This window comes from Hyalangium sp., assembly GCF_035629615.1.
Lineage (GTDB): Bacteria > Myxococcota > Myxococcia > Myxococcales > Myxococcaceae > Hyalangium.
In genome coordinates this window covers 1-7,739 of sequence record NZ_DASPHO010000653.1, presented here as the reverse complement: position 1 = coordinate 7,739, position 7,739 = coordinate 1, and the positions used below count along the sequence as shown (strand labels likewise).

General features: G+C 66.9%; 6 protein-coding genes and 1 pseudogene. 3 read left to right on the top strand and 4 right to left on the bottom strand.

Annotation, left to right across the window (positions count from 1 at the left end):
- Nucleotides 1-192 precede the first annotated feature (192 nt).
- Both VD972_RS33360 and VD972_RS33355 read right to left on the bottom strand, forming a co-directional pair.
- Complete coding sequence (locus VD972_RS33360) at nucleotides 193-1,842, bottom strand: NAD(P)/FAD-dependent oxidoreductase (protein ID WP_324992839.1); 1,650 nt, start codon at nucleotides 1,840-1,842, stop codon at nucleotides 193-195.
- 224 nt (nucleotides 1,843-2,066) lie between these two features.
- Complete coding sequence (locus VD972_RS33355; protein ID WP_324992838.1) at nucleotides 2,067-3,608, bottom strand: hypothetical protein; 1,542 nt, start codon at nucleotides 3,606-3,608, stop codon at nucleotides 2,067-2,069.
- A gap of 206 nt (nucleotides 3,609-3,814) precedes the next feature.
- Between VD972_RS33355 and VD972_RS33350 the strand changes: the two genes are divergently transcribed.
- Entirely contained in the window at nucleotides 3,815-4,120 is a 306-nt protein-coding gene (locus VD972_RS33350; RefSeq protein ID WP_324992837.1) for a hypothetical protein, read from the top strand.
- 916 nt (nucleotides 4,121-5,036) lie between these two features.
- Here the strand turns inward: VD972_RS33350 and VD972_RS33345 are convergent.
- Nucleotides 5,037-6,323, bottom strand: a complete 1,287-nt coding sequence (locus VD972_RS33345) for a hypothetical protein (RefSeq protein WP_324992836.1) — start codon at nucleotides 6,321-6,323, stop codon at nucleotides 5,037-5,039.
- Nucleotides 6,324-6,427: 104 nt separating this feature from the next.
- Here VD972_RS33345 and VD972_RS33340 point away from each other — a divergent pair, with 104 nt between their 5' ends.
- The gene (locus VD972_RS33340) at nucleotides 6,428-6,724 is read left to right on the top strand and encodes a glycosyltransferase (protein ID WP_324992835.1); all 297 of its coding nucleotides are present in this window, start codon (nucleotides 6,428-6,430) and stop codon (nucleotides 6,722-6,724) included.
- On the opposite strand, the pseudogene VD972_RS33335 reads toward VD972_RS33340, so the two are convergent.
- Nucleotides 6,725-7,030 (bottom strand): annotated as a pseudogene (locus VD972_RS33335) (ISKra4 family transposase); the annotation flags it as partial.
- A gap of 200 nt (nucleotides 7,031-7,230) precedes the next feature.
- Between VD972_RS33335 and VD972_RS33330 the strand changes: the two are divergent.
- Nucleotides 7,231-7,530, top strand: coding sequence for a hypothetical protein (locus VD972_RS33330; RefSeq protein ID WP_324992834.1), 300 nt, complete (start codon nucleotides 7,231-7,233; stop codon nucleotides 7,528-7,530).
- The last annotated feature ends 209 nt before the right edge of the window (nucleotides 7,531-7,739 follow it).

Here is a 7,739-nt window from a genome sequence, read left to right as displayed (position 1 = left end):
CCCACGAGCATGGCGTTGTTCAGCTCGGGAGTATCGGCGAGACGAGAGATCACCATGCCCGGGAACATAGAAGATCCAGGAATGAGAAGTGGAGGCCCCGGCAGCCTAAGAATCGAGCGGGCGACCGAGCAGACGGTGGGAGTGGAAGCCGTACCACGAGTCGGCTTCCCCCCCGCTCGAGGCGAGGAAACCTCAACGGCTCGAGGACTCTTCTCCCTCCAGACTCTCGAGCAGTGCACGCGCGTTGCGCAGGCCCGCCTCATGGGCCCCGGCGAACGAGCCGTTGAACATGGGCCTCGAGGTGGCCTCGCCCCCAAAGTACAGCCGCTTGACGCAGCCTTCCTCCGTCGGCTCCTGCTGCCGGGAGAGATCGTAGGAGCAGATCGCCTTGCCCAGCTCCTCGCGCATGGGCCAAGCCCCCGGCAGCGCCGCGGAGTAGGCCCCCAGCGTCCAGGGATCCAGGCTCCACCGCGTGAGGTAGATATCAGCCTTGTCGACGGCCTGGGCGATGTCGAGGGGCGGCGCCGAGGGCTCGGCCCCCGCGATGACCCCCGAGCGGTACATCCGGCTCAGTGCGGCCTTGGCGTGCCGGATGGGCTCCTCGTCGCAGGGCTGGCGCTCGGGGGGCAGAGGCTTGTCACCCATGGCGCTCGCGCACTGCTGCTCGTACTGCCGCGCCCGCTCGCCACCGTAGAACCCGATGGCGATGTTCTTGCCGAGCGGCTTGATGACGAAGGCCATGACGGAGTTATCAGGCGCCTGGTAGAGGACCCACGAGTTGGGCAGCGTGTCTCCCATGAGGTTGGGCTGGTCCTTGAGGTCGATGATGACCTTCTGCATGTTGCCCATGGGCAGCCCATCGATGGCTGCCTGCTTGCTGGGCGGCAGCGGCGGCTCGAACTGGATCTTCTTTGCCTGGAGGACACCGGTGGAGACGGTCACCAGCGCCTTGCGGGCCTGGTAGCGCTTACCGTTCTTGACCTCGAGGACCACTCCGTCTTCACGGTAGGTGATCTTCGTCACGGGGGAGTTGAGGCAGACAGGCTCGCCCTGGCCAAAGGCCTCGATGAACTCGCCCATGCCCTCCGTGAGGAGGTCATCGTCCCCCGCCTCGAACTCGTTGGCGTCCACGGTGGAGTTTCGCGAGGTCTCCACCGCGCTCTCCAGGGGTCCGGCGTTGCCCTCGAACAGGAAGCGGAAGGCGGAATCCTTGGGCAGATAGTTCGCGACCTCATCGTTGGCCACCTTCTCCAGCTGCTGGCAGAGCGCCTCCCGCTCCGGGTTCTTGGGCGCAGGGCCCTCGGCGGCGGTGTCCCGGCACGCCTTCAAGGTGCGCTGCCACAGACTGGCCTCCAGGAGGCGCTGATGGAAGCCCTCCTCCTCCAGGCCGTACTGCTCGGCCTGGGCGCCCGAGAGGATGGACACCTCGTTGCCATTGTCGAGGTAGACGGGGCCATCCAGGCGGCTGGTGACGCGCTCGTAGCCCATGGCGTCCGCCATGCCGGTGAGCGGGTTGACCGTCACCCCGTGAATCCAGGCGCCGCCCAGATCGATGGGCGGCCCCTTCTTCAGGGTGTGGGCACGGCCGCCGATGCGGTCGGTGGCCTCGAGAATGAGGATGTTGTCGCGGCCCCCGCGCCGGAGCTCCTTGGAGGCGGTGAGCCCGCTGAAGCCCGCGCCGACGATGATGACGTCATACCCGGTGGTCTTCTCGCAGTCCGCCACGGCCGGCGGGGGAACTTTGCGCCCTCGGGCGCCCGTGGTGACGCACCCAGCGGGTAACAGAAACAGAACCGCGACCCAGGTCATGAAGTGGGCCCTCGGCGCCTCAAACACTTTCATCTTGGTCAACTCCTTCGAGCAGGTTCAACGCGGGCCATATTGGCCACACCGGGAGTCAATGCGCCAGCTTCGCCAGATCCCGGATCGGCGAACGTGGGCGGCCCTCACGAGGTGCCGCTGGCTTCGGCCAACGTGCGTGCCCGCCCCTGCGCCTCCAGCTCAGAACCACTTGAGAACGAGAGCGCGGGGAGGAGGATGCTGCCCCTCCCCACGCCCCCTGGGAATCAGCGCGCCGGCAGGATGCCCTGCATCACGCGGGGCCCGGAGGCCTCCTCCACCTTGTCCGCCTGCCACTCCAGCCACTGGGCCATGCTGAGGGACACCTGCAGCGAGAAGTCCGTGGAGATCCACTGCGTGTTGCCGTCAGCGTACTGGGGGCCCGGCACGACGCTGCCCCCCTGGAAGGAGGTGGCGCACGCGCTGGTCGCGAAGTACACGGCATCCACGTCCGGCTGGCCGGGCGCCTGCACGCACTGTCCAGGGCCCGTCTCCTTGCTGCCCAGATTGAAGATGGCAGGAGTCGCGCGGTTCTTGTCCGGCACGGATGCCGTCATGTGGCAGGACAGGCAGGAGCTGCGCCTGTTGTCAGCAGGCCCGTTGAGCCGGCTGCTGCAGCCCAGGTGGCCACCGTCGGAGGTCTCGTTCCACCGATCCACCGCGTCCCAGAAGATGGCGGCCTGCGTGAAGCCGTTCTTCCGGGCATCCACCGGGTAGGCGCTGGCCAGCTGCCCTTTGGGCGGAGAGTCATTGCCCCACATCAGCCCGAGCGGGGAGATGCGGTTCCACGGGTTCTTCTCCGAGCCCTTGGTCAGCCCATCCGCGACGAACGTGCCGTACGCCCAGCCCGTGGGCGAGCGGCGGTCACGCACCGCGATGTCGAACTGCATCAGCCGCAGCTCGCCCGGGCGGCGCGAGCACTCCTCGCTGATCTGCTGGAAGGAGCAAGCCTGCCCGGAGGGCAAGGAGCATTCGCAGAAGGAGGTATCGCTGATGTTGGCCTTCCACTTCGGCATGTTCGTCAGGATGGGGAGGTCCTCGGGCGTGGCGGTGGTGAACAGCAGCTTGCCGATCACCGCTCCCTCGGGGAACGACATGTTGCTGGTGGGCAGCTGCGCGTTCCCATCCGGCTTCCACACCTGGCCCAGCGTGTAGGCCGCACGCGGGTTGTAGAAGCCCACCGCCCAAACGGTCGTCTTCAGCTGGGCGCCGTCCTTCAGGGTGAAGGTGACCGGCGCCTCGCGCGTGAGCCCGTGCATGAACTCGCGCCCGCTGTCCGGAGCGTACGTCTGGAACGGCATGTGAACCCAGCGGCGCACCGGGTTGTTGCACAGGGTCCAGTCCTTCTCGACGTCCCCCCCGCTCTCGCCGTGGGTGACGTTGCCCGCCTGGATGTACCTCATGACGGCCCAGATGTACTCGTTGGCCTCCTGGCTCATCTTCTCCTGGCTCAGCCCGGACTTGAAGGGGTTGAACTGCCACCACCCCTCGTCCGGCGACGAGTCCGGGAGCTGGGACGGGTATTGCTGGCTCAGCCGGAAGACGGGCTCCGTCGTGCCCGGCCGGGGGCGATTCGAGATCTCCTGCCCCTTCCACATGCCCACGCTGTCGAACTTCGCATCCTGCCAGTAGCTGGGATAGGGCCCTGAGCACGTCCCGTCGCCCTCGTTTCCTCCTCCATGACCTCCGCCGCCCGTCGTCACGCACGCCCACAGCGCGAGGGAGGCTGCAGCGCCCCCCAGTGCCAGCATCCACTGCGTTCTCGTCATGTGCTCCTCCTGTTGAATGGAGCACAGAGGAATGCAGGAAGTCTGCCATCCCGCAGCAGCTTGGATCTCCGTGGATGCAGCCACCTCACGCCGCTGCACGACGGCCCGCGAGAGCGGCGCTGCCGCTGCCGCAGATAACTTGAGCCTCCCATGCACCCACCTGACATGTCTCCTGACGTGTCAATTGACATGTCAGCCTCGCGCCCGTGGGCTCTGCGGCCCCCTCTCCCCCCGCCCTGGCGGCGTTCGTGGTGCGCAGCCCGCTGCCCAAGGCAGTGCTCGCCGCGGCGGCGCGCCAGGAGGTCTCGGCGGTGGACGCCCTCATCCCCATCCCCCCACCGGGGACGCTCGAGGAGTCCCTGGAGAACTCCCTGGCCAGCCGGCGGTTCCAGATGTGGCTGCTGCTGGCCTTCGCGGGTACCGCGCTCGTGCTCGCCATGCTCGGCGTCTACGGCGTCATCGCCTACGGCGTCACCCAGCGGTACCAGGAGCTAGAGCACCGAATCGTTTGAAGTTCATCTTATCCGGCTATGAGAGAGGAGCGCTCCAAGTGCCGCTGCCATGACTTTCGGTGCTCTAGGCGTGGCTCAGGCATGGGGGAGCTCACCCTTCCGGAGCCCCTGAGGCCACCCGGAGCCCGTTCCCCCAAGCAGGTGCGGAGGAAGCGAGCGCGGGGATTGAGGCAGCGGCGAGGAAGGAGCGGATGAAGGAGAGGACGCCGCGAGTGGACTGGGCAGAGCTGCTGAGGAGGACGTTCGACTTCGACGTGTTCGCCTGCGTGAAGCGTGGAGGCAGGCTTAAGGGTATTGGCGGGCCGTGAAGGGAGCACGAGGGGTGCGGGCGATTCTGGAGCACCTGGGCTTGCCCACGGCATGTGCGAGGTTGGCCCCGGCCCAAGCGCCACCCCAGGCCGCGTGGGGTTGAGGCTCAAGCCGTGGCTCATCGCCTGCTGCGTCCTCATGGGAAGGGCGGCAAGGGTCGGCGTGTGCCCCAGACGGTTGAGCGGTGGGCGCACCGACATGGCACACCCGCCCTCCTGCACTCGTCTGCAGCTCTCCTCTGCCTCTCTGCTCTCCCTCGTCCACTTCAATCGTGCCCCTATCATTCTTATGCGCCTTCGCTTTTCCGGCACCCAGCATTGCTCAGGACTTGCGCCGCAGGGGCACCTGCCGGCCTCCGCTGGTCGCGCTCTGCCCGGCCCGCCCCTCCTCGTGGTACTCGGCATCCTGGTTCACCCGCCAGATACACCGCCGTGAGGCCCGCGGGCCCAGCACCGATGATAACCACCGAGGCGTCTGGCATGTGTGGCCTGGCTCCAAGGACTGTGATCGCGCCGAACGTTGACGCGCCCGCCGCGACGATCCGGAGATCGTCACAACGGGCGCGTCGTGGACGGTGCGCCAGAGACGGCGCGTGTCACATCGGGGGCTACCTAGGCATCGCCCTCGGAGAGGGGCTCGGAGAGGGGCTCGGAGAGGGGCTCGGAGAGGGCAACGGACACACCGGCGCCGGCGCATCCTCCACGTTACACGGTGAGGCGAACGCCCACACCTTACTGATGTTCTTGGTCTCGTCCGCGCCCCAGTCTTCAACGCACTGGGTGATGTCGACCTCGATCTTGGACTCCATCCTGCTCGCTAGGTGGCAGATGCCCGTCCCCGCAGCGATCGCCATGACATGCTGGCCCATGACAAACATGTCCATCTTCGCGACGTTCTGGTGGTCGGGCACGCCATCGCTGACGCAGCCCTGCCCGTGCCACGCCATGGCGGCGAGAGTCCCCTTGGCGCTGTACTCATAGTCCCAGCCGCTGTGGTCTTTGTAGCAAGGCGAACCCGAGTTCGCATCGTAGTGGTTCTCGGTGAGTCTGCCGGTCGTGTCGCTCTTCACCGCGCAGTTTCCCCAGCACTTCGAGGTGCCCGTCACATCTGGACCGCTGGCCGTCACCTGGACGTACGGCGCCCAGCCGGCGAGGCCCGTAATGCTGCTCTTCGAGAAACTCTGGTGCTCATTGACCGACGTGCAGGAGCCCCAGCAGCCCTCGCCCGCTGCAGGGGCGTTGACGGGCTCGGCGAGGCGCGCCTTGTTCTGAGCGATCGCGTCGTCCATGCTCCGCTTGTCCTCATCGTCGGCGTACCGCCGCTCGAGGTCCGCAGAGGCCTGGACGGCGTCGGCCACGGCCTCGAGCAGGCGGGGGTCCTTGGTGCCGAGGTGCTGCATCACGCCTAGGATGGCGCGGTGCGGGCCCTGATCAGCCAGCGGGTACACGAACTCGCGCACAACCCGGTCGAGCTGAAGCTGCCCCCGCGCCGGCAGCGTGTGCGAGGAGTTCACCGCATCGCGCCGCGACTGGAGGATCCGCGTGACGCCGCCGCGCTCGTAATCGATCCGCGCACCCCGCGCGCTCCCGCTCAGGATCCGGATCGTGTACTCCTCACCGGCACCCGAGGCGCGGACGACGACGTCGCCGTTGGCCGGGGCGCTGACGTCGACGGAGTACTCGTGCCCGTCGGCCACCATCTGGAAGGCGTAGTGCTGGGTCGTGTCCTCGGTGGACTTGATCAGCGAGAAGACCTTCGCCTCCAGGGGCGCGCCGCTCTCGCGAGGCATCTGGATGACAGCGTCGGGCCTGGCTTCCGGTTCGGCCCTGTCACCCTGACAGCCGGTGACGGCGATCAACAGGGCGATGCCGGCCTGACTCCATGTTCTCTTCATCCTTGAACTCCTTGCGTGTGCGACGAGAGAGCATAGCTAAAAAATGTAAAACACGACCATCACGCAATCCATGACGCACTGAGCCAGCGCCAGCAGGGTGGTGCATGGGCAACTCTCCAGAGGAAGCGGCGGGGCTCGCCGCGTTCGCCGGGGTCGATCTCGAGCTGACCATCCTCATGCCCTGCCTCAACGAGGCCGAGACGCTCGAGAGGTGCCTCCGTAAAGCGCGTGACTTCCTCGAGCGCAGCGGTGTCTCCGGCGAGGTGGTGGTCGCTGACCATGGCTCCACGGATGGCTCGCGAGAGATCGCACGCCGCTGCGGCGTTCGCGTGGTGGAGGTGTCCGTGCGCGGTTACGGCGCGGCGCTCTACGCCGGCAGCCGGGTCTGGCTCTCAGACTGATCACACAGCAGCTTGGACGTGGGAGCGCAGAGGAGCGAGCGCGAGTTGCATAGCTGGCTGCCAGCGGTCACTCAAGACGAGGGAGCGCAAATCCAGGATGTGCTGGCCGGACGGCTCCTTCCAGCGGGAGCCGGGGCGCTTCATGCGCAGGGCCACCAGCGACTTGCAGACGGCCTCCACGGTGCCGCTGCCAATGGGCAGTCCGCGCTGGCGAGCGGGTGCGTAGTCCATGCGCCCTCCGTGGTTCTCCAGGTAGGTGATGGCGTCGTGGACAGGCTTGGCTTCCCCCGCCTGCTGGTGCCGCTTGCTCCGGCGTTCACCGACTGCCACGCTTCATCGAACGCCTCCATATCCCCTGCTTGGGCGCCCTCCACCCCCTTCTGCGCTCGCTGCAGCGTTTGCTCCAACTCCTTCACCACTTCCTCGAACCCTTCCGGCACTTCGATGGTGACCTTCGGCATGGCTTCACCTCCTCAGGCCACACTACCCACCAGATTCTCTGGACTTTGTCTAACGCTCAGGATCGGATCCAGACCCCGGCAGCCGGCAGCCTGGCGGCACGGGGCCGCTTCATCATCATGGGCGACTCGGACGACAGCTACGACTTCTCCGAGCTGATGGGCTTCGGCGAAGGCGGAAGCCGCGCTCGACGTGTTCGCGTGCGGCAGGTGTGGAGGCAGGCGCCGGGTGCTGGCGTATCTGACGGCTCCCAGTGGGTGCGCGCCATCCTGGAGCACCTGGGACTGCCCTCGCAGCCTGGGTGGCTGGCCCCGGCCCGGGGGCCACCCCAGAACTCGTGGGTTTGAGTCATAAGCAGCGTGGCCCATCGCCTGCCGCCTCCTCATGGGAGGGCGGCTTGAGCAGGCGTGTACCCTCTAGAGCACCGATCAGTTTGAGATCGAGTGGTTGCGGGCACTTACGAGCGGGATCGACAGCAGCAGAGAGGTCTGATCTGGTGGGCACCCTACCTGATACGTCGTCAGGAGCCGAGGTGACCATGGGGATCAGGCGATGG